The following is a 25,113-nucleotide window of genomic DNA, read 5'->3' on the forward strand; positions in this document are numbered from 1 at the left end:
AACGGCTTTTTTTATGAGAATTGTTTAAGTGCTCTTTCGGCTAGTAAAGCAAAGTATTCTGCACTTATAGGCAGTGCCTCTTCATTAATTGTAAAAGCAGGATGATGCCATTCATGTGTACCGCTCGTTCCCATAAAGACGAATGAACCTGGTATTTCCTGTTGGTAAAATGAGAAATCTTCTCCAGCCATTGACGGACTAGGCGAGATGATATTAAGATTCATCTTTGTGGCAACTTGAGTAGATAAGTCTGTAAGAGCTTTATCGTTGTGAACAGCAGGAGGACCTGAATAAAAACGGAATTTCGTTTTTACACCTAATGCATCAGATACACCTTTAATAATACGCTCCATGAGTGCTGGAATCTTTTCACGTGTTTCAGCTTGGAACGTGCGAATCGTTCCTTCTAACGTAGCTTTTTCAGGAATCACGTTCCACGTATTTCCTGCATGAATATTTGTAACACTAACAACCGCATTATGAGATGAACTTATATTTCGGCTTACAATTGTTTGCAGTGCCATCACAATTTGAGAGGATGCGACAATAGGATCTACGCCAGCATCTGGTACAGCCGCGTGTGTACCAACTCCGTGAATTTCAATTTCAAATCGATCAACTCCAGCCATCAGTGGACCATCTTTAATGCCAATTGTACCTACTGGTAAATCAGGTTTATTATGCATGCCGAAAATCGCTTGCACATTACGTAAATGTCCAGCATCAATAACTTTGCAAGCGCCATTACTACTTTCTTCAGCTGGTTGGAATATGAAGCGAACCGTTCCATTTAGGGAAGATTCTCTTTCTTTTAATAAGAAAGCAGTACCTAAAATAGCAGCTGTATGAAAATCGTGTCCACAAGCATGCATTTTCCCTCGTACTTTAGATGCATAGGACAAATGTGTTTCTTCTTGAATAGGAAGGGCATCAATATCAGCACGAACTGCTACAATTGGTCCGTTTTTATTACCAGACACTTCAGCGATAATTCCTGTTTCTAAATTGGAATCAATGATAGTAATATTTTTTTCTTCTAACCAATTTTTTATTGCTTTTGTTGTTTCGAACTCTTCATATGATAGTTCTGGATACTCATGTAAATGTCGACGGATGGAAATAAGTTTTTCTTTTAGTTGATTTGAAATAGATACCATGTAGTATGCCTTCTTTCTTCAGCAAAATATTTACCATAAGTATACAACAATAAAAGAGAGGATTCTCAAATGAAAATCCTCTCTCGTTTATCCCATAAAAGCCCGATTGGTTCAACTAATTAAAGTTTCACTTTATGCTGCGACTTTTTTATGCGTATGATGTTTACGATAACGTCCACGCATTGCGTATGCAATTTGCGGGATTGCAATCCCAATTAATATAAGTGATACACCGAACCATTGTGAAGATAGTACAGCCTCTTTTAAAACGAATACGGACATAATTGTTGTAACTGGTAGTTCCGCTGCACCAAGAATAGTCGCTAAGCCAGAACCGATTTTTGGAATCCCGATTGTAAAGGCAATAGATGGAATGACGATACTAAATGTTCCTAATCCTAAACCGTATTTCCAAAGACCTTGAGAAATGGCACCATTAAAAATAAATGTTGGTGGGAATACAATCATGACTAAAGTTAAAGCACCAGTCATTAAGAGAACACCGCGCGGTAATGAAGGTACTTCAACAGCAACTTTTCCGCTCACGAAAATGTATGTTGCGAATGTAACAGCAGATAATAAACCTAAAATGATTCCAGTCGTATCGAAAGCACTTGCTGATTGTTCTAATAAACCACTGGATAAAAATGTCCCTACAAGTAAGAAAATAACAGAAATAACTTTTTCTCTTGAAGGTAATGTTTTTGTTGCGACTGCTTCAATGATAATTCCGACCCAAACGAATTGGAATAAAAGAATAATTGCAATAGAAGCTGGTACAGTTTTTAATGAAGCATAATAAAAAATTCCGGTAAAACTTGCAGATGTTCCTGCAACGAATAAAAGTAATGCTTGCTTTAAAGGAACGCGATGTCTAGAAAATAGAAGTGTAATAGCAAGCAAAATAATCCAACCGAACAAATATTGGCTGCCAATTACCTCTCCAAGTGAAAATCCTTCTGCATATGCAAGCTTAACAAAAATAGCTAAAATTCCATAACTACACGCTCCTAATAAAACTAAAAGAGAATAACGAAGCATGAAAAATTCCTCCCATCTATATGAAGTTGTTCCGTATCGAAAATATATAACTAGAGGGAAGTATACAAAATTAGAAATAAAGGGTCAAATGAAAGAAAAGTATGACATTTTATAGAATAATAATAAAAGTATGATATTTATGCATAATCTTGAAATTATTAATAGTAGAAGTATTATAAAATCAACTTTGCATTGTATAGAGACAGCATTTGAAAAAAATAATTTTTAAACAAATATGTAAATAGGCGTACTAGTAGCGTGCTAATTATTTGAGAAACTATGTTACCTTTGTTATGTTAATAACAATTAAAGGAGTTTCATAATGCATTTGAGTTTTTTCTATATAATAGAAGGAAATGAAAGCGTTTTATTAGAAACTGTGAGAAAATATGTTTTTTCTTATTGCCACGTTGTAAAAGTGATTTCACGAATTGTTCATAGTATTTTTATGTGTTTTTGTTACAATATTTAGGGAGAGGAGTGGAATGATGCAAGATATTAGTATTTTTTTAGCGTTTGGCGCCGGGTTCTTATCATTTATTTCCCCATGTTGCTTACCGCTTTATCCGGCATTTTTATCGTACATAACAGGTATGTCGGTTTCTGAATTGAAAGAAGAAAATGCAATGCTTCGCAAAAGAAGTATGATACATACAGCGTTTTTCTTACTTGGATTTTCAATTATATTTATTGCAATTGGATTTGGTACAAGTTTTATTGGAGGAATCTTTACTGACTATAAAGATTTAATCAGACAGTTAGGTGGTATCTTTATCATCGTGTTCGGTTTAATTATTGTCGGGGTGTTTAAGCCGAAATTTTTAATGCAAGACCGTAAATTTACATTTAAAAATCGTCCAAGTGGCTATTTTGGATCAGTACTAATTGGATTAGCTTTTGCAGCAGGGTGGACGCCATGTACCGGACCAATTCTAGTGTCCGTAATTGGATTAGCAGCAACAAATCCAGAATCAGCAATGATATACATGATTGCTTACATACTTGGATTTGCAATCCCGTTTTTCGTACTGTCATTCTTTATTACGAAAATGTCTTGGATTAAAAGAAATAGTATGGCCTTCATGAAAGTCGGAGGATACATTATGATTGTTATGGGTGTCTTCCTATACTTTAACTGGATGACGAAAATTATCGTATATTTCTCAAGTTTATTTGGTGGTTTTACCGGTTTTTAGTATTATTCTGCGAAAATGTTGGAAATACTAACGGAAAAGCATATAATGAAAGTATATTTTGCATATAGCCACAAAAAAGGATGAGAAAATATGAACATAGTTGTTTTATCCAGTATCGTTGCTGTTTGTATGGCTGTCGGTGCGATGTTTATTCGTTTAAAAGCAGCTAAGAAACCTGCAACATTGAAAAAAATTATACTTCCACCATTTTTTATGAGTACGGGCGCATTGATGTATGTTTTTCCTGAATTTCGATTAACTCCAGCAGAAATGTTAGAAGCAATTGGTGTCGGTTTGATTTTCTCTATTTTTCTTATTAAAACATCTAAATTTGAAATTAGAGGACAAGAGATTTATTTGAAGCGTTCAAAAGCATTTGTTTTTATATTAATTGGATTACTTGTAGTGCGGATTGTATTTAAAACATACTTAAGCCAATCTCTTGATTTAGGACAACTTAGTGGCATGTTCTTCTTACTTGCGTTCGCGATGATTGTGTCATGGAGAATTGCAATGTACCGTTCCTTTACGAAATTACAGAAGGAAATGGAAAAAGAAGATGGTTTTTACAATGAAAAAGATATGAAGCTAACTTAAAAACTGTATATGTACCAAATAAAAAGACAGCGTCAAAGGCGCTGTCTTTTTTATCGAAAATAATATGAAGTTACTTTGCGAGTAAAGATTGATAGTTAGAATAATCAATCTTTTTTTCTTGTAGTTTTTTAATTAAAAATTTATGATCACGCTTTGGTGTGGCAATGATATATCCTTTAATAATTAAGTCTTGTGTAATTTGAGAGGCATTTTCTTGTAATGCAAGTTCCCCGATTTTTCCAGCAATCTTTGATTTTGCAACATCGCGAAATAGTTCTGGAACAGGACTTACAAGCTCTTCTAACAATTGTTTTTGTTCGTCAGCCCATAAATGTCTCGTTTTATTTATGTAGTGTTCTTCCCAATCCAAAATGGACATGCCGTCTTCTTTTGGTAATCTTTTTAAAAATTTTCTGAACATAAAGTATCCACCGATAGACATAAGCCCTAATAAAATAACCGTCCATAATACAATGAACCAACTGAACCATCCTTCGAGCAAGCATATCCCCCCTTAATGATAGCGGTTTTCTTTTATTCATATTATATACAGTGAGATTCATAGAAAGCAAGAACGCTTGGTCATTTTGACCAAGCGTTATAGTTTAAACGAAGTATAGTTGTTCAACACATAAATTATTATTATCATCTTCAACATACTCAATAATAAGTGTGCCAACTTTACGATCTTTATCTTCAGTTGTGAAAATAGAGTAAGAAGTAAAACGTGTTTTTGATAGGCCGCTTATATGTGTAGGTAAAGAAATGTAGTCGTTATCGCGGAAGAATTCCATCAGTTCAATATCCTCAAATTCTTTTCGGTCAACTTGTTTGTTTGTATAGCGGCGTTGAAGTTGTTTTAAAGATTCATTCCAAGAAATTGCTTTTGTGTCGTATACCATTGTTCTATCTCCTTACTGTATGTAATTATTAAGAACATACGTTCTAATCTAGTATACTCTTTTTATTAGAAAAGGGAAAGCAAAAAATAATGTAAGCTTGGATTTCCAAGCTTACATTATTGATGCGTCCGTCATAATCTCTATTTTTCATTATAAGTTAGATAAGAATAAGAAACAAGATGATATATATAATGTTGAGAGTTTTCAAGATTCTGTATATTATAGGTGTACTAAAGTGTAAGGGAATGAGAGGCGTGGCATACGTAATTTCACTGCAAGGGCCGATGGCTAGCGGAAAAACAACATTAGCAAAAAGGTTAGAAAAGAGAGGGTTTCGAGTTATATATGAAAATCCATATCCAATTGTAGAGAAGCGAAAAAAATTGAATTTAGATATGAATTCAAAAGTAGGGTTTATTATGAATCAAAAAATGTTTATGGAAGCAAAAATAAAGGAGTTTCAAAATGTGAAAGATTCAGTCGTAATTTTTGATCGCGGACCAGAAGACATTGAGTTTTTTACACTCTTTTATCCAACGATTATAGGAGAAGAGTGGGATATAGAAACTGAATTGAAAGATGAATTATATAAATTAAGAGAATGCCGTTCGGATGTGATTTTTTACTTAGATGTTACGAAAAAGAATGTATATGATAGAAAAAATAATGATAGAACAAGAAACAGAAGTACGTTTGAGGAGCAATTTAAATTAGTAGAAACTGAAAAAGACTGGTATAAACAATTTCCTGTAACTTATGTGGACACGAATAGATTAACAGTGGACGATTTAGAGGTATATTTTATGGACTGGTTAAAGGAGAGAGGGCTATGAAAAAAATACTTTTATTTGTATACCCAACATTTGCAGAGTTTGAAATAACAGTAGCAACGGCATTGCTGAAAAATAAATATGAAATCATTACAGCGGGCTTAACGAACGAATTGATTATAAGTGAAACAGGGTTGCAAGTGCAGCCGCATATAGAAGTAAGTGAAGTACGTGTAGATGAGTATGAGGGGATACTTATTCCAGGTGGAGAAGAAGTACAGTTGGAAGATGCAAAATCTCTTTTTTCAATCATTCGTCAATTTCATGAACAAGAAAAATTAGTGGCGGCAATTTGCGCTGGACCGTATGCGCTAGCAAAAGCGGGCTTATTTAAGGGGATTTCTTATACTGCGACTATAGATTATCAAAAGTTCGATTGTTTTCCAATAGAAAATTTCGTGTATAAAGAAGTTGTGCAACACTCAAATATCATTACAGCACAAGGGCATGCATTTGTACCATTCGGAATAGCAATTGCCTCTTATTTTGGAGTGGCAGACGAACATAATACAGATTTTTATGGTGGTAAAGGCAATGTAGTCATGGAGAAACTTTTACGAGAAAACGTGTAAAAGCTAGCAAATGCTAGCTTTTTTCTTTTTGACATCGATAAATGGCTAACGTTTTTGGGTCACGCCATATACCGTTATGAAGTGACAATTCATTTTCTACTTCTTCTTTTAGCCATACCTTCATTTCCGCGTGAAGGTATGTATTATCAGGTATATTTAGCGACGGAAACATGCTAGAAATATAGTTTACTATTGGAGTAGCATGATGAAAAACGAGCGCATTATGAATAACTGTTTCTTCAACAGTTGGAAAAACGGATTGTAATATCTCTTTACCGTTTTCTAAACAAAATGGAGTGACTGATGATGTTGTTTTCGGTAAATCAAATGCGTCTAACATGCGGTTACACATTTCAACTATACGAGGTAGTGTAACGCTAGAATTTGTTGTAGCTAAAAGTGAGCCACCTGGGCGAATTACTTTATGGAATCCTTGAACTGTTTTTTCAACATCTTTCATGTGATATAACATATGTCTTGCGATTATTAGGTCATAATAATTTGTTTCGAAAGGGAGTTTACTAGCATCCCCTCGTTTCCATTCTATTAAGTTATTTGTCTTAGCAGCCTCAGCAAGCATAGCTTCGGATTGATCCAATCCGGTTAATGGGCCTTTATGACCATTTGTTTGTAAAAGGGAAAGGAATTTTCCGCTAGCACATCCAACCTCAAATATGTTTTCTTCCCCTTGAAGTTGTAAATGTTTAATGACAATCGTATCTAAATCTACGTGTTTTTCTTCGTAATGTGCATGTGTGTCTATGCGTGTTTGTAAATGGTTGCTAACGTTATATTGACGTTTTACATCATTCATTTTTTCACATTCCACCTTCGTGCAAAATTGCTGAATCGCATGTGTTAATACGTCGGTTTTCTTTAAACCTTCGTAATGGAGTGCAGCTTCAAACCTTTCAAGTAATTTTTCTTCAATTCGAAAATGAATATCTTTTCGCTTTGTCATTGAAATCTCGCCCCTTTGCATCTGTTAGTGAGACTATAGCACGCTTGGAAAAATTGTGTAAATAATTTGTGTACACAATATGGAGGGGATGAAAAAATTGTTTGAATGTGAGTTTAAACTATTGACGATTTAACCGTTTTCATATATTCTTAAATTAAGTAATATTCAAATAATTCAAAAGAAATGAGAGAGTCACATGCTTCTTCAAGGAACACATCGAATTGGTCGCATGGCCATGCTGTTGGCACTTGCGGATGAGAATGAAAGCCCTGTATTATCCATTCCAAAAGGTTGGAAGTATTGTACGGGGAAAGTGGGTTCGATGAATTCGCAAAAGGTTGTCGCAGCAATGGAAACAGCGGCTAAGAGCAACCAAGTTATTGAAACAGACGTTTACAGAGAAACACATGCACTTTATCATGCAATTATGGAAGCTTTGTACGGAGTGACGAGAGGTCAAATTCAGTTAGCAGACGTTCTTCGTACAGTAGGACTTCGTTTTGCGATTGTGCGCGGTACACCATACGACGGAAAAAAAGAAGGCGAATGGGTTGCTGTTGCATTATATGGAACGATTGGTGCACCTGTAAAAGGATCTGAGCATGAGGCGATTGGTTTAGGAATTAATCACATATGATTTGCCCATAGTCTATTAGTTAGAAGGGGGCCTTACTTTTTTAGGACAGAAGTCTGTCTTAAAAAGATAAGGTCCCCTTTTGCCTTTTTAAGGAGGAAAAATGATGATTACGTTAACAGGACATACATTGACAGTTGAAGAAATGAAGAGGTTATTACTTGAAGGAGAAGGTGTAACAGCTTGTCCAACTAGTATGCAAAAGGTAGCGGAGTGCCGCGAAGTAGTTGAGAAAATTGTAGAGGACGGAAAAGTCGTTTACGGTATTACAACTGGATTTGGAAAGTTTAGTGATGTGCTTATCCAAAAAGATGATGTAAAGGCACTTCAGCATAATTTAATTCAGTCACATGCATGCGGGATTGGTGATCCATTCCCTGAAGAAGTATCGCGCGGAATGTTAATTTTACGAGCAAACACGATGCTTAAAGGAGTATCAGGCGTAAGGCCGCTTGTTGTAAATATGCTTCTTGAGTTTGTAAATCGTAAAATTCATCCAGTCGTTCCGCAACAAGGTTCACTTGGTGCGAGTGGAGATTTGGCACCTTTATCTCATCTTGCGCTCGTATTATTAGGCGAAGGTGAAGTGTTCTATAAAGGGAAAAGAGTTCATGCAATGGTTGCTCTTACAGAAGAAGGGCTTGAGCCAATTGAACTTGAAGCGAAAGAAGGTCTTGCGTTAATTAATGGTACGCAGGCGATGACAGCACAAGGAGTTCTTTCTTATATAGAAGCAGAAGCAACCGCGTATCAAGCTGAACTAATTGCTTCGATGACAATTGAAGGGTTACAAGGCATTATTGATGCATTTGATGAAAATGTTCATAAAGCACGTGGTTATAAAGAGCAAGTGGATGTAGCAAGCAGAATTCGTGACATTCTTCATGATAGTAAGTTAACAACAAAACAAGGAGAACTACGTGTACAGGATGCCTATTCACTTCGTTGTATCCCGCAAGTACACGGTGCTTCTTGGCAAGTTTTGAATTATGTGAAAGAAAAATTAGAAATTGAAATGAATGCCGCAACAGATAATCCGCTAATTTTTGATGGCGGGGAAAAAGTAATTTCAGGTGGTAACTTCCATGGTCAACCGATTGCGTTTGCGATGGACTTCTTAAAAGTAGGGATGGCAGAACTTGCAAATATTTCAGAACGTCGTATTGAGCGTTTAGTAAATCCGCAATTAAATGATTTACCACCATTTTTAAGTCCAGAACCAGGACTGCAGTCAGGTGCAATGATTATGCAGTATGCTGCAGCGTCACTAGTTTCTGAAAATAAAACGTTAGCACATCCGGCGAGTGTAGATTCAATTCCGTCTTCTGCTAACCAAGAAGATCATGTAAGTATGGGAACAATTGCTTCACGCCATGCACATCAGATCATTCAAAATGCAAGACGTGTTCTTTCAATTGAGATGATTTGTGCAATGCAAGCAGCAGAATATCGCGGTATTGAAAACATGAGTACAGTGACGAAGAGCTTCTACCATCAAGGCCGTCAACAAGTACCTTCTATTACAAATGACCGCATATTCTCAACTGATATTGAAAATATTGCGCATTGGTTAAAAACGAATTATTCGATAAAAGAAAGATTAGATGTAAACGCAGCACTATAAAATGAGAAAAGGGAGAGATTGAAATGGAAAAAGTACAACAAACAATTCGCGCGCCAAGAGGTACAGAGTTACAAACGAAAGGTTGGGTGCAAGAAGCAGCACTTCGAATGTTAATGAACAATTTAGATCCTGAGGTAGCTGAAAAACCAGAAGAATTAGTTGTATATGGTGGAATTGGCCGTGCAGCTCGTAACTGGGAAAGCTACAATGCAATCGTAGATTCATTAAAAACGTTAGAAAGCGATGAAACGTTACTTGTTCAATCAGGAAAACCAGTTGCTATTTTTAAATCACATGAAGACGCGCCGCGTGTTCTGTTAGCGAATTCAAACTTAGTACCAAAATGGGCGAATTGGGATCACTTCCGAGAACTAGAGAAAAAAGGTCTTATGATGTACGGACAAATGACAGCTGGTAGCTGGATTTACATTGGAACACAAGGGATTCTACAAGGAACATATGAAACATTTGGTGAAGCAGCTCGTCAACATTTTGAAGGTTCATTAAAAGGTACATTAACACTTACTGCTGGTTTAGGTGGTATGGGTGGTGCACAACCTCTTGCTGTAACGATGAATGGCGGTGTTGTCATTGCTATTGATGTAGATAAGCGTAGTATCGATCGTCGTATTGAAAAGAGATATTGTGATAAGTATACAGAATCATTAGAAGAAGCATTGGCTATTGCAAACGAGTATAAAGAGAAGAAAGAGCCTATTTCAATTGGATTATTAGGCAATGCAGCAGAAATTTTACCTGAGTTAGTAAATCGTAATATTATCCCTGACTTAGTTACGGATCAAACATCTGCTCATGACCCATTAAACGGTTATATTCCAGTAGGTTATACGTTAGAAGAGGCAGCGAAACTTCGTGAAGAAGATCCAGAACGTTACGTACAATTATCAAAAGAAAGTATGACAAAACATGTAGAAGCAATGCTTGTAATGCAAGAAAAAGGCGCAATTACATTTGATTATGGAAATAACATTCGCCAAGTTGCTTTCGATGAAGGCTTGAAGAATGCATTCGATTTCCCAGGATTCGTTCCAGCATTTATCCGTCCATTATTCTGTGAAGGAAAAGGACCGTTCCGCTGGGTAGCACTTTCTGGTGATCCAGAAGATATTTATAAAACAGACGAAGTAATTTTACGCGAGTTCGCTGATAATGAACATTTATGTAACTGGATTCGTATGGCTCGTCAGCAAGTTGAATTCCAAGGTCTTCCATCACGTATTTGTTGGTTAGGTTACGGTGAGCGTGCGAAATTTGGTCGCATCATTAATGAAATGGTGGCAAATGGTGAATTATCAGCACCAATCGTAATCGGTCGTGACCATTTAGATTGCGGATCAGTAGCATCTCCAAACCGTGAAACAGAAGCGATGAAAGACGGTAGTGATGCAGTAGCAGACTGGCCAATTTTAAATGCATTAATTAACAGTGTAAACGGTGCAAGCTGGGTGTCTGTTCACCACGGTGGCGGCGTTGGTATGGGGTATTCACTTCACGCTGGAATGGTTATCGTTGCAGATGGAACAGAAGCAGCAGCAAAACGTATTGAGCGCGTATTAACTTCTGACCCTGGTATGGGTGTTGTTCGTCACGTGGATGCTGGATATGACTTAGCTGTGGAAACTGCGAAAGAAAAAGGCGTTAACATTCCAATGATGAAATAAGGAGGAGAAAACATGCTGGACACTTTACTAATAAATATCGGTCAATTACTAACAATGGATCAAGAAGATGGCTTGTTAAGACGGGAAGCGATGAACACGCTTCCTGTTATCGAAAACGGTGCGGTTGGAATTGAAAACGATGTAATTACTTTCGTTGGAACATCGGAAGAAGCGAAAGGATTACAAGCGAAAGAAGTTATTGATTGCGGCGGGAAAATGGTTTCTCCTGGTCTTGTCGACCCGCATACTCATCTTGTATTTGGTGGATCTCGTGAAAATGAAATCGCACTAAAATTACAAGGAGTTCCGTACTTAGAAATTTTAGAACAAGGCGGAGGCATTCTTTCGACTGTAAATGCAACGAAACAAGCATCGAAAGAAGAACTTGTTCAAAAAGCGAAATTCCATTTAGACCGTATGTTATCTTTCGGAGTTACAACTGTAGAAGCGAAGAGTGGTTACGGATTAGATGATGAGACGGAATGGAAACAATTAGAGGCAACTGCACAATTACAAAAAGAGCATCCAGTCGATTTAGTTTCAACATTTTTAGGTGCTCATGCAGTTCCAAAAGAGTATAAAGGAAGATCAAAAGAGTTTTTACAATGGATGTTAGATTTATTACCAGAAATGAAAGAGAAGCAATTGGCTGAGTTCGTCGATATTTTCTGTGAAACAGGTGTGTTCTCTGTCGAAGAGTCAAAAGAGTTTTTACTAAAAGCGAAAGAGCTTGGCTTTGATGTGAAAATTCATGCAGATGAAATCGACCCTCTTGGTGGTGCGGAAGCTGCTGCTGAAATCGGTGCAGCATCAGCAGATCATTTAGTTGGCGCTTCTGATAAAGGAATTGAAATGCTTGCAAACTCGAATACAGTAGCAACTCTATTACCAGGAACAACTTTCTATTTAAATAAAGAAAGCTTCGCTCGCGGTCGTAAAATGATTGATGAAGGTGTTGCAGTTGCATTAGCTACAGACTTTAACCCAGGTAGCTGTCCAACTGAAAACATTCAGCTTATTATGAGCATTGCAATGCTAAAACTGAAAATGACACCAGAAGAAGTTTGGAATGCCGTAACAGTTAACTCATCTTATGCCATTAACCGTGGTGATGTAGCTGGGAAAATTAGAGTTGGTCGTAAGGCAGATTTAGTGTTATGGGATGCTTACAATTATGCTTACGTACCGTACCATTATGGCGTAAGTCATGTAAATACAGTATGGAAGAATGGGAATATTGCATATACAAGAGGTGAACAATCGTGGAGCACGGCCACTATTTAAAGAAAAATGCAAAGTTTATTGATCGTGAAGTGACGAAATGGAGTGAAATGATTAAAGATTGGGAGGAAGGTGTAGAAATATTCGGTGCTGCCTTAATTGGAGCCCCCCTTTCTAAACCATCTATTAGTCATTCAGGTGCATGTTTTGCGCCAAAAACAATTCGTGCGATGTTAGATGCATATAGTACATACGCAATTACAGAAGAACACGATATGAAAGAAAGTGTTCTGTATGATTGCGGTGATATTACGATGCATGTGACGGATATAAAAGAAAGTCATAACCGAATTGCGAAAACAGTTGGTCATGTAACGAAAGTAAATCCGAACATGATACCAATTGTACTTGGTGGTGACCACTCAATTAGTTTTCCGAGTATAACAGGATTTGCAAATAGTAAAGGGAAAATCGGTATTATTCAATTTGATGCTCATCATGATTTACGTAATTTAGATGATGGTGGTCCATCAAATGGTACACCGTTCCGTAGTTTGCTAGAAAATGATGTCATAACAGGAAAACAACTCGTTCAAATCGGCATTCGTAATTTTTCAAATGCACGTGCGTACCATGAATATGCAAAAGAACATGGTGTGACAGTGTACACAATGAAAGACGTACGAAAACGAGAAATAAAAGATATTATCACGGAAAGTATTGAAGTATTAAGAAATCAGGGTGTGACTTCTATTTACATTTCTCTTGATATGGACGTACTAGACCAAGCATTTGCGCCAGGTTGTCCAGCAATTGGCCCTGGTGGGATGGATAGTACTACTTTACTTGATGCAATTGAATTTCTTGGTAAAGAGCCACTCGTTCAAGGGATGGATATAGTAGAAATTGATCCAACTCTTGATTTTAGGGATATGACGAGTAGAGTAGCTGCGCAAGTGATTATGAGTTTTCTTTTAGCGCGGGAGACGATTCGTAAGCAGGTTAGTATATAGACAGAAAAGTAGATCTTTATTTATGTCTTATCAAAAACACATCACTACTTAAATGTAGTGATGTGTTTTTGTGTTAAAAGAGAATGAATGTGTGTGGAACCGTTAATGGAATTGCGGTTTTTATAGTGTATTGTGTAAATTTAATTTCTTGCTTCTGAAGTGTTGACGTGTAAAATAATTTTGTGATAAAATAAAAATTTTGCTAAAAAAATGAATGTGTGTTAAGCTTAAGAAGGTTACCATATATGGAGGTGGATTATTTGTTTCAAATTGGCGATAACATTGTTTATCCAATGCAAGGAGCAGGTATAATTAAAGCCATAGAAGAGAAAGAAATCGCAGGAAAAAAACAACAATATTATGTTATAAAAATGTCGGCTAACAATATGGAAATAATGATTCCTGAAGGCAAAATATTGAACTCAAATATACGACCAGTTACAGATATCAAGGCATTACTACACATAATAGATATTTTTTTGCATGGGGAATCAGATAGATTACTTACGTGGAAACAAAGGTATAAAGTGAACACTGATAAAATAAAAACGGGTAAAATGCAAGAAGGTGCTGAAGTTGTGCGTGATTTAATGCGTATACAGAAAGAAAAAGCACTTAATGCAAGCGAAAAGAAAATGTTAGATAACGCACATGAATTTTTGATTAGTGAACTTGGATTAATTGAAGGTATCACAGAAAATCAAATAAAAAGCTTTTGTTAAGGTTCATTACAAATAATGTATTGCATCCCAAAAAAGATCTTGAATTTTTTGGGAACATAATTATAGGCAATCAATCATTTCAAAGACATTCAACTCTTTCAAACCACTTTTAAAGCATTAACCTCTTTTGTTATTACTACAATCAAATCCATTTTTATTTTAAATTTCTTTTACGAATGTTCGAAGTTTAATTCAATACTTCGATAAAATAGTTACTTGATTTTTGCAATCCTGATTCACACTGGCACGGACGAGGAGCCGTAAGGATGAAAGAGAGGTAGGGCTTTCATTGTTTTAGGTATATAAGTTATTATTTTTAGAAGAATACTGAACCATTTTCACTTCTATTGATAAGGGATCCTTTATATTAAAGAGATAAACAAATTGACAGCCATATATGATCAACTAAAAAAGGTTTCCTACTAAGGAAATCTTTTTAATTTTATTTATAGCATTCTATTTTTTTAATATTCGAATTTTTTATTGTAAAGTCGTAAAAATTGACGTTACTATTTAAAAGTAAGTATGATGCGAATATAGTTAGAATTTTTAAGGGGGAAGAAAAATGACAAGTTCAAGTAATAAAGCAGCGAGTATTTATGAAGGAACAAATGTAAACGCTGGTGGATCTTTTGAAAACGTTGAAGAAACAAAGTTGTTTGATCCAATTCAAATTGGAGCTTTGTCTCTTCGTAATCGTATAGCAATGGCACCGATGACAAGATGCTTTGCAGATAATGAGACTGGAGTAGTTGGCGCTGATGTAGTGGAATACTACAGAAAACGTGCTGCGGATGGAATTGGACTAATTATTACAGAAGGAATTGTCATTAGTCCGAGAGCAAAAGGGAACCCAGGAGTACCAGGTATTTATACACAAGAACAAATCGATTCTTGGAAACCTGTTACAGAGGCAGTACATAAAGAAGGCGGGACGATTATTGCTCAAATATGGCATGTTGGGCGTATGAGTCATCATGAAATAATTGGTGGTCAAATGCCGCAAGCACCATCTGCTATCGCTGCAGAGGGAAATGTTCCACGTTTTCGTAAACCGTTTGATACGCCAGAAGCAATGACGTTAGAAGAAATACAAGAAGTGATTGGTCAATACGCACAAGCTGCGAAAAATGCGATCGAAGCTGGATTTGATGGAGTAGAAATTCACGGTGCACACGGATATTTAATCGATCAATTTACGTATGAGTTTGCGAATAAGCGAACAGATAAATATGGCGGTAATTTAAAACAAAGGTTAACGTTTATGAAAGAAGTAACGGAGGCTGTAATAGAAGCTGTTGGAGCTAATAAAACACTTCTTCGCTTCTCTGCTTTCAAAGGTGATAATCCTACTTATATGTGGGAAAACCCTGAGCTTGCAATTGAAACGTTCGTAAATATGTTCAAAGAAGTTGGATTAACGATGATCCATCCTTCAACGATGAATTATACGCAAGAGATTGCTGACGGAAAGAATTTTCATCAACTAGTAAGAAAATATTGGGATGGTACGATTGTTGGGGTTGGTAATTTAAATCCGAAAGAGGCCGAAGAAGCGTTGCAAGAAGGAACAATTGATGTAGTGGCATTCGGCAGACCGTTAATTGCTAATCCAGACTTTGTTCATCGAATTAAACATGCTGAAAGTTTAGTTGAATATGACGCAAAAGAGCATCTTGCTACGTTAGTATGAATAAAGATAAAAGGAGAGCACACCGAGTGTTCTCCTTTTATTATGGGATTTCATAGGGGGAAGCGGGATGAGTGAAACGCTACTCGTTATTATTAGTATATTACTATTTTTAATGTTGCTTTTAAGCATCTTTTTTATCATTACATTTTTTATAAAAAAACGAACACATCATTCTATTTTAAAGTTACATCCGTACTTAGGAAGAATGCGCTACTTACTGGAAAAGATAGGGCCTGAATTTCGACAATATTGGTTTGATCATGATACGGATGGAAAGCCTTTCTCACGTTATGATTTTCAAAGTGTTATGTTTTTAGCGAAATATCGCTCTGAAATACTGGGTTTTGGATCAAAACGAGATTTTGAAGCTTCTGGCTATTATATTGCTAATACATTATTTCCGATATTAACTGAGGAATTAAGTGTGAATCTTTCGCAAGAGCGGGAAGGTAAAAAGTACGTGATTCATAAAGAAGGATTATTTTCAAGAAGAGAAAAATTGACAGCGGATACAACGAATCTTTGGCTGTACGAAGAAGATGATGCAATTATAGTCGGTGAAAACCGTAAATATCCGTGGAAACTACATGGCATGTTTGGAGCATCTGCGACTTCTTACGGCGCGATTGGAGAAAATTATATTTTAGCGAGTGGTTTTGGAGCGAAAATGGCAGGCGGATCGTGGATTAATACTGGTGAAGGTGGCGTTATTCCAGAACATTTACATACAGGAGCGAATATCGTTGCGCAAATTGGTCCAGGGTTATTTGGATACCGTGATGAGGACGGTAATTTTTCAATGGGAAAATTCATGGAGAAAGCGAAAGAAAGTAATATTAGAGCATTCGAATTGAAATTTGGGCAAGGTGCTAAAATACGTGGTGGTCATCTAGAGGGACAAAAAGTAAATGAGAAAATTGCTTTTGTTCGCAACGTCCGAAAGGGAGAGACGATTAATTCACCGAATCGATTTTCATTTTTAAAGAATGCAGTGGATACACTTTGTTTTATTCAACAGTTGCAAGAAAGCGGCGGTAAACCAGTTGGAATGAAAATTGTAATTGGTCAGCAGGAGCCTTTGGAAGATTTAATAAAAACAATGAAAGAACTAAACATTTACCCGGATTTTATTACAATAGACGGTTCAGAAGGCGGATCAGGGGCAACGTATAAATCGATGGCAGATTGTATGGGACTACCGCTTATTCCAGCATTACTTACATTTATCGATACAGCAAATCATTATGGTGTCCGTAATAAGTTTAAAGTATTTGCATCGGGTAAATTAATCACACCAGATAAAGTGGCGATTGCTTTAGCGATTGGGGTGGATGCTGTAAGTTCAGCCCGTGGGTTTATGATGGCAAGCGGCTGTATTATGGCCCTTCAATGTAATTCTGGCCAATGTCCATCTGGTGTAGCCACGACGAATCCGCATTATCAAAAAGCGTTAGATCCGTATGAGAAGAAGTGGCGAGTCATGAATTATATAATAAGTATGAGATATAGTGTGTTCTCACTCGCAGCAGCAGCGGGAGTAAAGAGTCCGCGCCATTTAATGAGAGAGCATATTGTGTTTAAAGATGAGGTGGGGCGGGTAGTTTCTCTTTCAGAATTGTTTCCTACTAGTAAATAGAAGATGAGCTATGCTTAAATAGAGTTAAAAGTCATACATTTGTATGGCTTTTTTATTTTCTGAATATTATTACTTTAATTTCTTGAAAAATCATTGTAATCCACTGGGATAAAGGCGTTTATAAAGGTTTTCACATGTAATGAAAAGTGCTCGTTCACTTGAAAGAACAAAAAATGTTTGTTAAGGTAGGGAACCATAAGCGAAAACAAGAAAATAGAAAAAGTCATTTTTCGAAATTTTGAATGGCTTATGGACTAAGGGAGAGATTTGGTGAAGATTGAAATTATGGTTTCGCTTGCTATTTATATGGCAGGTATGTTGTATATCGGATATTGGTCTTATAAGAAGACATCCGATTTATCAGATTATATGTTAGGCGGGAGGGGACTCGGCCCAGCAGTTACAGCTTTATCAGCTGGTGCTTCTGACATGAGTGGTTGGATGCTAATGGGATTACCTGGTGCGATGTATGCAACAGGATTATCAAGTGTATGGATTGCGATAGGTTTATTAATAGGTGCGTATGCAAACTATTTAATCATTGCCCCGCGTTTACGAACGTATACAGAAGTGGCAAATGATTCAATTACGATTCCAGACTTTTTAGAGAATCGGTTTAAAGATCGTACGAAAATACTTCGTTTTGTCTCCGCTATCGTCATTTTAGTATTTTTCACATTTTATGCGTCGGCTGGTTTAGTTTCAGGTGGACGTTTGTTTGAAAATTCTTTTAACCTTGATTATAAAATTGGTTTATTTGTAACAGTAGGTGTCGTTGTTGCGTATACACTATTTGGTGGCTTTCTAGCCGTAAGTTGGACGGACTTTGTGCAAGGTTGTATTATGTTTATTGCGCTTGTACTAGTGCCAATTGTTGCTTTTACGGATGTCGGTGGTGTAACAGAAACATTTAATACGATTAAGCAAGTCGATGCATCGCATTTAGATATGTTTAAAGGGACCACAATACTTGGTATTATTTCATTTTTAGCATGGGGCCTTGGATATTTTGGTCAACCACATATTATTGTCCGCTTTATGGCAATTACCTCTATTAAAGATTTAAAAACTTCTCGTAGAATCGGTATCGGTTGGATGACGATTTCAATTATAGGTGCAATGCTTACTGGTCTAATTGGTATCGCCTATTATGCTAAAAATAATGCGACATTACAAGACCCAGAAATGGTCTTTGTAACATTCTCAAATATTTTATTCCATCCGTATATTACAGGATTTTTATTATCAGCTATTTTGGCTTCGATTATGAGTAGTATTTCCTCACAATTACTTGTTATTTCAAGTGCAGTAACGGAAGACTTTTATAAAACATTTTTCCGTCGTAACGCAAGTGACAAAGAACTTGTATTTATCGGTAGATTGTCAGTATTAGTAGTAGCTATGATCGCAGTTGTTTTAGCGTATCATCCAAGTGATACAATTTTAACACTTGTAGGTTATGCTTGGGCTGGATTTGGTTCAGCGTTCGGACCAGCCATTTTATTAAGTTTATATTGGAAAAGGACGAATAAATGGGGCGTTCTTGCAGGTATGATTGTTGGTGCAGTAGTTGTTATAGCATGGGTACAAATTCCAAGTTTAAAAGCAATTATGTATGAAATGGTACCTGGATTCTTCTGTAGTTTATTAACTGTTATCGTTGTAAGTTTATTAACGAAAGAACCCGTTAAGGCAGTTCATCGTGAATTTAATGAGATGGAAGCAATATTGGAAGAAGAAACGAAATGATTAGTGAAGAGAGTAAACTAGCGTTTACTCTCTTTTTATTTAAAATGAAAATAAGGAACTTATTGACAACTAAAAGTAAGTAACTTATAATAAATTTGAGTTCAAGTTAATTTATACTTTGAATAAAGATTTTAAATGGAGTAAATATTTTTTAAAAACTATCTCGAATTTGAGATGAATTGACAAGCTAAAAGTTAATGTGTATTTTTATAATCAATATCTCGAATTCGAGATAAAATTATAATGACGGATTTTACTTTGTAGCATGGACAAAATGAATAATGAATTTAAATGTAAAAGAATTTTTTATAATGAAATAAAAAAGGAGTGGAAGAAATGGAAAAGAAAACAATGGGAATCCATCACATTACAGCGATTGTAGGGCATCCACAAGAAAATGTAGACTTTTATGCTGGTGTATTAGGGTTACGTTTAGTGAAACAAACAGTGAATTTTGATGATCCAGGTACGTACCATCTTTATTTTGGAAATGAAGGAGGAAAACCTGGAACAATTATTACGTTTTTCCCATGGGCAGGTGCTCGTCAAGGTATTATTGGGGATGGTCAAGTAGGAATTACGTCTTACGTTGTACCAAAAGGTGCAATGGAGTTTTGGGAAAATAGATTAGAAAAATTCGATGTTTCGTATACGAAAATGACTCGTTTTGGAGAGCAGTATTTAGAATTTGATGATCCGCATGGTTTGCATATAGAATTAGTTGAAAGAGAAGCAGGCGAATTAAATAATTGGAGTTTTGGAGAAGTTACACCAGAAGTAGCAATTAAAGGGTTTGGAGGTGCTGTTCTTTTATCTGCACAGCCTCAAAAAACAGCTGAATTGTTAGAACATATTATGGGTCTTGAGAAAATTGGAGAAGAGGGTGAATTTGTTCGATTCCGTTCTTCTGCTGATATTGGAAATATTATTGATTTGAAATTATCAACAATCGGTCGTGGCCAAATGGGCGTTGGTACAGTTCATCATATAGCTTGGAGAGCGATTGACGATGCTGATCAGCTAGACTGGAAAGAGCATGTGTCGCGTTTTGGATATCACGTAACTCCTGTACAAGATCGAAATTATTTTAACGCGATTTATTTTAGAGAACATGGTGAAATCTTATTTGAAATTGCAACAGATCCTCCTGGTTTCGCTCATGATGAATCGTTAGAGACGATGGGTGAGGAATTAAAGTTACCGGAACAATATGAACAACATAGAAAACAGATTGAACAAACGCTTTTACCATTTGAAGTGAGAAATTTAGATTAAAGTGATTGAAGGGGGAACAGGATTATGATGAAACATGTTTTTCAAAAAGGAAAAGATACGTCAAAACCAGTGTTGTTATTACTTCATGGCACAGGTGGTAATGAATTAGATTTACTACCACTTGCAGAAATAATTGATCCGGAAGCGTCGGTATTAAGCGTTAGGGGAAATGTGTTAGAGAATGGGATGCCGCGTTTCTTCCGCCGATTAGCAGAGGGCATTTTTGATGAAGAGGATTTAATTTTCCGTACGAAGGAATTAAATGAATTTTTAGATGAAGCGGCTAAAGAATACAAATTCGATAGAAATAACATTGTAGCTATCGGTTATTCGAATGGGGCAAATATCGCAGCAAGCTTATTATTCCATTACGAAAATGCATTAAAAGGTGCTGTGCTTCATCACCCAATGGTACCAAGAAGAGGAATGCAATTAGCAAATTTAGCAGGGAAATCTGTGTTTATTGCTGCTGGGACAAATGACCCAATTTGTTCATCAGCAGAGTCAGAGGAATTGAAGGTACTATTAGAAAATGCAAATGCGAATGTAACAATGCATTGGGAAAATCGAGGGCATCAATTAACGATGGGTGAAGTAGAAAAAGCAAAAGAGTGGTATGACAAAGCATTTTAAAAAAAGAAGCATCTGCTAACGATTAGCAGATGCTTCTTTTTTATTTAAGACTGGATTGCAAGATGAGATGAAGAAAGTGGTAGCTCAATATCAACAATCGTACCTTTATTTAATTCGCTTGAAATGTGTAATCTACCATGATGTTCTTCAATTATTTTGTAACACATCATTAATCCTAGTCCTGTGCCTTTTTCTTTTAAACTATAAAAAGGTTCGCCTAGACGGGAGATACGATCTTCAGGAATGCCGCAACCTTCATCGATAATTCGTATTAAGATGAAATTATCCTCTAATGGTTTTGTTTGGATGAAAATATTTCCGCCATTTGGCATTGCTTCTATCGCATTTTTTAATATGTTTATAAACACTTGTTTTAATTGGTTACCGTCACATTGAATATCATATACGTAATCAAAATGATCCATGATGATATGAACGCTATGCATAATTGCAGTCGGTAAAATAAATGTAACTACCTCTTCAATTAAAGTTTGTATGTTACAAGTTTGGATAGATAATACTTGTGGCTTAGACATCGCCATAAATTGACTCGTGATGGATTCCATTTGTGAAATCTCACTTAACATAACATCGATATACCATTTCTGCTCCTCACTTATTTCAGGGAGGAGCAACGTTAGAAAACCTTTTAGAGAAGTGAGTGGATTTCGAATTTCATGGGCAATTCCAGCTGTCAGTTGTCCGACTACTGCGAGCTTCTCTGATTTTCGTAGTAACTTTTCAGTTTCTTTTAGCTCAGTAACATCTCTCCCCATCACGATAAGACCTTTGCGAGAACCATCAGGATGATAAAGCGGAACTTTTGATATACTTAAGATTAGATCGAAATCATCTCTATGTATAATAAATTCCTCGCCATGAAGAATTTGTCTTTGTTGCCATGCTAGTTCATCGATTTCTTCACAATGTAAAAAAGCTTCTCGGTATGCTTCATTATATTGAATGAGTTCGCTATCTTTTTTCCCGTGGTAAGGTACATGATGGAAATTGAAGCAAGAAAGTGCGTAATCATTTGCCTCAAGCCAGCGCCCTTCATGATCTTTAAAAATAACAAACGCAGGCATGGAGTTTACTAATGTACGTAATCTCTTCTCACTTTCTTTTAGCATATTCTCAATTCTTTCTGATTTTTCAAGCGGCTTCATAATAGCATATACGCCAGTAAGACGATTTTGAACAAAAATAGGAACTAGTTTTGTCACAACATCTAATAAGAATCCATTTTTATGATAAATAGATAAGATATACTCTTGTTGATTATCCGCTTCAGTATTCTTTATATTTTGTAATACTTGCTCAGAAATATGGGCTTCTAAAATAGAGGTAATATTTTTCTGTTCTAATTCTAAAGAAGTGTAACCTAATATTCTTTCGGCAGAAGGATTTATATGTAGAATAACTCCTTCTAAATTTAATGAAATAATACTATCAGGATTGTGTTCGAACAGAGATGCGTACATTTCTGTTAATGAACGATCTTGTATATGGTTTCGCAAACGTCTAGAAATGTTCGGATGACGTTTTTTTTGAGTTGGTGAATATTTTTTACGACTCATAATAGTTCCTCCGTACAAATAGCATCTAAAAAGATTTGTCTATTTATAACTATAATATAGATGTAATGTGTATTTCTATAAAAAATGGAAGTTATAGAATAAATTTTGTTTTTTTTTATTTTTTGCAAGGTGAATGCAGGATGGTAATAAGGGGAGCTTATATTGTTTTATAAACCTTTTGTAAGTTACAGACGGCCGTTTTCCGTATAACATTAGGGTAGAGGAGGGGGAGAGAAAATGAAAAATTATATTCAAGGGATTGATCACGTGCAAGTAGCTGCACCTGTAGGGTGTGAAGAAGAGGCGCGTGATTTTTATGGGAATACGATTGGTATGGAAGAAATTCCAAAGCCAGAAGAGTTGAAAAAACGAGGTGGATGTTGGTTTAAATGTGGAAATCAAGAAATCCATATTGGTGTCGAGCGGAACTTTACACCAGCTAAAAAGGCTCATCCAGCTTTTTATGTGAATGAAATTAATGAATTTAAGCAAACACTTATAGAGCAAGGTGTTAAAGTGATTGATGATTATGCACGACCAGATGTAATTCGATTTTACGTGTCAGATCCATTTGGAAACCGAATTGAATTTATGCAAAATAAAGACTAGGTGGATTCCCACCTAGTCTTTAACTTCTTCTGAAAAGTCCTAACACTTCTACAGTTTCTGTAATATTAACGAATGCATTCGGATCGATTTCAGAAATTGTTAGTTTCATACTTGCTAATTCTTCACGAGAAACGACCGTCATAAGTACACGCTTTTTCTCGCTTGAATAAGCACCTTCGCCATCAAGTAACGTTATTCCACGTACAACAGTTGAAAGAAGTTGTTTTTTCATTTTTTCTGCTTCATTTGTTACAATCATAAGTGTAACTTTACGATGTTTTGTATGAACAGCATCAATTACTTTACCAGTTACATAAATTGAAAGTAAGCTTGTAAGTGCAACATCCCAGGTGAAGAAAAATCCTGCGATTATTACAACGACTGCATTTAAAATAATAAGGAATCCGCCAAGTTTAATGTCTCGCTTGCGGGATAAAAGCATACCGATAATATCAAATCCACCAGTGGATCCATTACAGTTAAAAACAAGACCAATACCAGCTCCGGCGATGACACCTCCGAAGATAGAAGATAACAATGGATCTGTTGCTACGACTTTTACTGGAACGTAGTATAATGCAACAGATAATACAACTACAGAGACAACTGTGTTAAAAATTACTTTTTTTCCAAGACCTATGTACCCTAAAATAAGGATAGGTAAGTTTAATACAAAGTTAATAATGCCTGTGTTTACAGGGGTTACAATCCCTAAAATAATAGCAATTCCGCCAATTCCACTACTTAAAATTTTGTGGGGGATAAGGAAAAGATTAAAGGCAACCGCAATAATAATAGAACCGATAATAACACCAAGGAATCTGACCATTTCTTTCCCGTCCTTCACTGAAAAATTCATATTATTTCAAGATTATATATGATATTGAAAGTTTTGGGTAAAAACAGTTTATTTAGGTAAATTAGATTAATCAAAAGAATTTGAGTATTTTATCATTTGAAAGGGGATACAGTTGTGAAGATAAAAACATATCAACAGAAAAGCCCGTTGAAGCAAGAATGTGAGGATTCTTATTTTTGTAATAAAGAAAAAAAGATTTATGGTGTATGTGACGGTGCAACACCACTTGTCCCGTTTCGTGATGAAAAGGGACATAATGGAGCATACATCGCTTCGCATTTATTTGCAAGTTATTTTACTGCATTACGAGAGAATCATAGTTTACAATTTGCAGTTGCCAAAGCAAATGAAGCATTGCAAAGCAAAATGTTAGAATATGAAGTAGACACGAGAAAAAAAGAGCATTTGTGGTGCACATGTATCGCGGCAGTCCAAATAGTTGGTGAGAAAATTGAATATGCGCAGCTTGGGGACTGTATGATTGTCGCAACTTTTCAAAATGGAACGATGCAAGTATTAACGAAAGACACAGTTGAAGGAATTAGTAAAAGAGCAAAAAAGAAGAGGGAAGAAGATCGTAAAAAAGGGTTATCTGTACCAGAAGAATATGTTTTTCAAGATGTTCGAGAACAGTTAAAATACAATCGTTATCTTGCAAATATGCCAGATGGTTATTCAGTTGCAAATGGAATGAAAGAAGCGATACATTATTTACAACATGGTGAATTACATACAGATGAAGTGAGTGGGATTTTTATTTGTTCAGACGGGTTATTTCACCCAGATTGGTCATTAGAACAAACTGTTGCATATATAAGAAAGAATAGTATAAACGAATATATAGCAATTATTGAAGAGCTAGAAGCGGAAAAGAGAATAAGGCCAGATGATAAAACGATTATTATGATTGATTTTTAAGAGGAGGCAGTT

At 36.0% G+C, this 25,113-nt stretch carries 25 protein-coding genes; 18 read left to right on the forward strand and 7 right to left on the reverse strand.

Annotated features, from left to right (window positions below):
• Nucleotides 1-11: 11 nt before the first annotated feature.
• On the reverse strand, nt 12-1,157 hold the full coding sequence (locus H6481_RS17140) for a M20 peptidase aminoacylase family protein (protein WP_000253676.1): 1,146 nt from the start codon (nt 1,155-1,157) through the stop codon (nt 12-14).
• Between the two features lie 132 nt (nt 1,158-1,289).
• Complete coding sequence (locus H6481_RS17145) at nt 1,290-2,198, reverse strand: DMT family transporter (protein ID WP_182812459.1); 909 nt, start codon at nt 2,196-2,198, stop codon at nt 1,290-1,292.
• 322 nt (nt 2,199-2,520) lie between these two features.
• Here H6481_RS17145 and H6481_RS29140 point away from each other — a divergent pair, with 322 nt between their 5' ends.
• The 3 genes from H6481_RS29140 to H6481_RS17155 all read left to right on the forward strand — a co-directional run bounded on the left by H6481_RS29140 (nt 2,521) and on the right by H6481_RS17155 (nt 3,991).
• Nucleotides 2,521-2,670, forward strand: coding sequence for a peptidase T (locus H6481_RS29140; RefSeq protein WP_346655884.1), 150 nt, complete (start codon nt 2,521-2,523; stop codon nt 2,668-2,670).
• A 16-nt stretch (nt 2,671-2,686) separates the two neighbouring features.
• Nucleotides 2,687-3,394 (forward strand): cytochrome c-type biogenesis protein CcdA, encoded by a 708-nt coding sequence (gene ccdA / locus H6481_RS17150; protein ID WP_001152676.1) that lies wholly within the window; start codon nt 2,687-2,689, stop codon nt 3,392-3,394.
• 90 nt (nt 3,395-3,484) lie between these two features.
• Nucleotides 3,485-3,991: a cytochrome c biogenesis protein CcdC gene (locus H6481_RS17155; RefSeq protein ID WP_001028640.1), complete on the forward strand. Its 507-nt coding sequence runs from the start codon at nt 3,485-3,487 to the stop codon at nt 3,989-3,991.
• Nucleotides 3,992-4,061: 70 nt separating this feature from the next.
• On the opposite strand, the gene H6481_RS17160 is transcribed toward H6481_RS17155, so the two are convergent.
• Both H6481_RS17160 and H6481_RS17165 read right to left on the reverse strand, forming a co-directional pair.
• Nucleotides 4,062-4,493: a DUF2621 domain-containing protein gene (locus H6481_RS17160; protein WP_000889371.1), complete on the reverse strand. Its 432-nt coding sequence runs from the start codon at nt 4,491-4,493 to the stop codon at nt 4,062-4,064.
• Nucleotides 4,494-4,596: 103 nt separating this feature from the next.
• On the reverse strand, nt 4,597-4,893 hold the full coding sequence (locus H6481_RS17165) for a hypothetical protein (RefSeq protein ID WP_000262400.1): 297 nt from the start codon (nt 4,891-4,893) through the stop codon (nt 4,597-4,599).
• Nucleotides 4,894-5,138: 245 nt separating this feature from the next.
• Between H6481_RS17165 and H6481_RS17170 the strand changes: the two genes are divergently transcribed.
• Both H6481_RS17170 and H6481_RS17175 read left to right on the forward strand, forming a co-directional pair.
• Complete coding sequence (locus H6481_RS17170; protein WP_043924694.1) at nt 5,139-5,726, forward strand: AAA family ATPase; 588 nt, start codon at nt 5,139-5,141, stop codon at nt 5,724-5,726.
• Nucleotides 5,723-6,295, forward strand: a complete 573-nt coding sequence (locus H6481_RS17175; protein WP_097961052.1) for a DJ-1/PfpI family protein — start codon at nt 5,723-5,725, stop codon at nt 6,293-6,295. Before H6481_RS17170 ends, H6481_RS17175 begins: the two co-directional genes overlap by 4 nt.
• 13 nt (nt 6,296-6,308) lie before the next feature.
• Here H6481_RS17175 and H6481_RS17180 read toward each other — a convergent pair whose 3' ends face one another.
• On the reverse strand, nt 6,309-7,256 hold the full coding sequence (locus H6481_RS17180) for a class I SAM-dependent methyltransferase (RefSeq protein ID WP_182812461.1): 948 nt from the start codon (nt 7,254-7,256) through the stop codon (nt 6,309-6,311).
• 196 nt (nt 7,257-7,452) lie between these two features.
• Here H6481_RS17180 and hutP point away from each other — a divergent pair, with 196 nt between their 5' ends.
• From hutP to H6481_RS17235, 11 genes are all read left to right on the forward strand, one after another.
• The gene (gene hutP / locus H6481_RS17185; protein ID WP_000926516.1) at nt 7,453-7,893 is read left to right on the forward strand and encodes a hut operon transcriptional regulator HutP; all 441 of its coding nucleotides are present in this window, start codon (nt 7,453-7,455) and stop codon (nt 7,891-7,893) included.
• A 103-nt stretch (nt 7,894-7,996) separates the two neighbouring features.
• Nucleotides 7,997-9,514 (forward strand): histidine ammonia-lyase, encoded by a 1,518-nt coding sequence (gene hutH / locus H6481_RS17190; RefSeq protein ID WP_000631871.1) that lies wholly within the window; start codon nt 7,997-7,999, stop codon nt 9,512-9,514.
• A gap of 23 nt (nt 9,515-9,537) precedes the next feature.
• Nucleotides 9,538-11,196, forward strand: a complete 1,659-nt coding sequence (gene hutU / locus H6481_RS17195) for a urocanate hydratase (RefSeq protein ID WP_023522768.1) — start codon at nt 9,538-9,540, stop codon at nt 11,194-11,196.
• Nucleotides 11,197-11,208: 12 nt separating this feature from the next.
• A complete protein-coding gene (hutI, locus tag H6481_RS17200; RefSeq protein WP_065484971.1) occupies nt 11,209-12,480 on the forward strand; it encodes an imidazolonepropionase in 1,272 nt (423 codons plus the stop codon).
• Nucleotides 12,459-13,430: a formimidoylglutamase gene (gene hutG, locus H6481_RS17205; RefSeq protein WP_023522766.1), complete on the forward strand. Its 972-nt coding sequence runs from the start codon at nt 12,459-12,461 to the stop codon at nt 13,428-13,430. The genes hutI and hutG overlap by 22 nt, the downstream gene beginning before the upstream one ends.
• A 260-nt stretch (nt 13,431-13,690) precedes the next feature.
• A complete protein-coding gene (locus H6481_RS17210; protein WP_175056340.1) occupies nt 13,691-14,152 on the forward strand; it encodes a CarD family transcriptional regulator in 462 nt (153 codons plus the stop codon).
• 565 nt (nt 14,153-14,717) lie between these two features.
• Nucleotides 14,718-15,845 carry an alkene reductase gene (locus H6481_RS17215; RefSeq protein WP_065484968.1) on the forward strand — a complete coding sequence of 376 codons (1,128 nt, stop codon included), beginning with the start codon at nt 14,718-14,720 and terminating at the stop codon, nt 15,843-15,845.
• A gap of 67 nt (nt 15,846-15,912) precedes the next feature.
• Nucleotides 15,913-17,481, forward strand: a complete 1,569-nt coding sequence (locus H6481_RS17220; RefSeq protein WP_182812463.1) for an FMN-binding glutamate synthase family protein — start codon at nt 15,913-15,915, stop codon at nt 17,479-17,481.
• A gap of 270 nt (nt 17,482-17,751) precedes the next feature.
• Nucleotides 17,752-19,230, forward strand: a complete 1,479-nt coding sequence (gene putP, locus H6481_RS17225) for a sodium/proline symporter PutP (RefSeq protein ID WP_065484965.1) — start codon at nt 17,752-17,754, stop codon at nt 19,228-19,230.
• A 336-nt stretch (nt 19,231-19,566) separates the two neighbouring features.
• Nucleotides 19,567-20,505 (forward strand): ring-cleaving dioxygenase, encoded by a 939-nt coding sequence (locus tag H6481_RS17230; protein ID WP_000412727.1) that lies wholly within the window; start codon nt 19,567-19,569, stop codon nt 20,503-20,505.
• A gap of 24 nt (nt 20,506-20,529) precedes the next feature.
• Nucleotides 20,530-21,138, forward strand: a complete 609-nt coding sequence (locus H6481_RS17235; protein WP_000975455.1) for an alpha/beta hydrolase — start codon at nt 20,530-20,532, stop codon at nt 21,136-21,138.
• Between the two features lie 44 nt (nt 21,139-21,182).
• Here H6481_RS17235 and H6481_RS17240 read toward each other — a convergent pair whose 3' ends face one another.
• Entirely contained in the window at nt 21,183-22,715 is a 1,533-nt protein-coding gene (locus H6481_RS17240; protein WP_000087652.1) for a BA3702 family sensor histidine kinase, read from the reverse strand.
• Between the two features lie 237 nt (nt 22,716-22,952).
• Here H6481_RS17240 and H6481_RS17245 point away from each other — a divergent pair, with 237 nt between their 5' ends.
• A complete protein-coding gene (locus H6481_RS17245; RefSeq protein WP_000800772.1) occupies nt 22,953-23,324 on the forward strand; it encodes a VOC family protein in 372 nt (123 codons plus the stop codon).
• 19 nt (nt 23,325-23,343) lie between these two features.
• On the opposite strand, the gene H6481_RS17250 is transcribed toward H6481_RS17245, so the two are convergent.
• Nucleotides 23,344-24,153: a YitT family protein gene (locus H6481_RS17250; protein WP_000251344.1), complete on the reverse strand. Its 810-nt coding sequence runs from the start codon at nt 24,151-24,153 to the stop codon at nt 23,344-23,346.
• A gap of 126 nt (nt 24,154-24,279) precedes the next feature.
• On the opposite strand from H6481_RS17250, the gene H6481_RS17255 reads away from it, so the two are divergent.
• Nucleotides 24,280-25,101: a protein phosphatase 2C domain-containing protein gene (locus H6481_RS17255; RefSeq protein ID WP_140157221.1), complete on the forward strand. Its 822-nt coding sequence runs from the start codon at nt 24,280-24,282 to the stop codon at nt 25,099-25,101.
• Nucleotides 25,102-25,113 lie beyond the last annotated feature (12 nt).

It is taken from the genome of Bacillus sp. ME78, from assembly GCF_903970865.1.
GTDB classification, from domain to species: Bacteria; Bacillota; Bacilli; order Bacillales; family Bacillaceae_G; genus Bacillus_A; species Bacillus_A cereus.